Below are 459 nucleotides of genomic sequence, written 5' to 3' on the forward strand. Positions count from 1 at the left end.
CCCAACCGGTTTTTATGAAATTACGAATATTTTGATGATCAGTTCCGTTTGGATTTTGTAAAACATCTTCGTAATAATAGGCTCCAAAACAGGCTAGTGTTTCTTCTTCGGATAAGTTTTGAATTTCGGCGAACGAAAATAATTTGCAAGATCCTGAATTTTCTCCTGCTGCATTGTGTTGCAAACCATTCTCAAATGCTGTGGGTGTAAAGTCGTAGTTTTCTTCGATAGTAGCAATGGTTTCTGAAAACACTATCCCTCCAGGTGTTTGTTTTAATTTCTCTAAGAAAGCGGCTATAGTCATATTGATTTTCATTGTTTAGAATTGTGAGGCAATTGTTTTTGCGGCAAAAATAGCGCCATCCATATAACCAGGGTTTTGAGTGGCTGTTTCTGCTCCGGAAAAATATAATTTATCGTTTAGTAATGGCGTTTTGAAAAGCGAATGTCCGTTATTTT

The 459-nt window shown here is 36.4% G+C and carries 1 protein-coding gene; it reads right to left on the bottom strand.

Annotation, left to right across the window (positions count from 1 at the left end; genetic code table 11):
- Positions 1–304, bottom strand: a 304-nt coding sequence (locus tag FCS21_RS17745; RefSeq protein ID WP_138624501.1) for a HopJ type III effector protein, incomplete at its 3' end; no start/stop codon positions are given.
- Between the last annotated feature and the right edge of the window lie 155 nt (positions 305–459).

Source organism: Colwellia ponticola (assembly GCF_005885605.1).
Lineage (GTDB): Bacteria > Pseudomonadota > Gammaproteobacteria > Enterobacterales > Alteromonadaceae > Colwellia > Colwellia ponticola.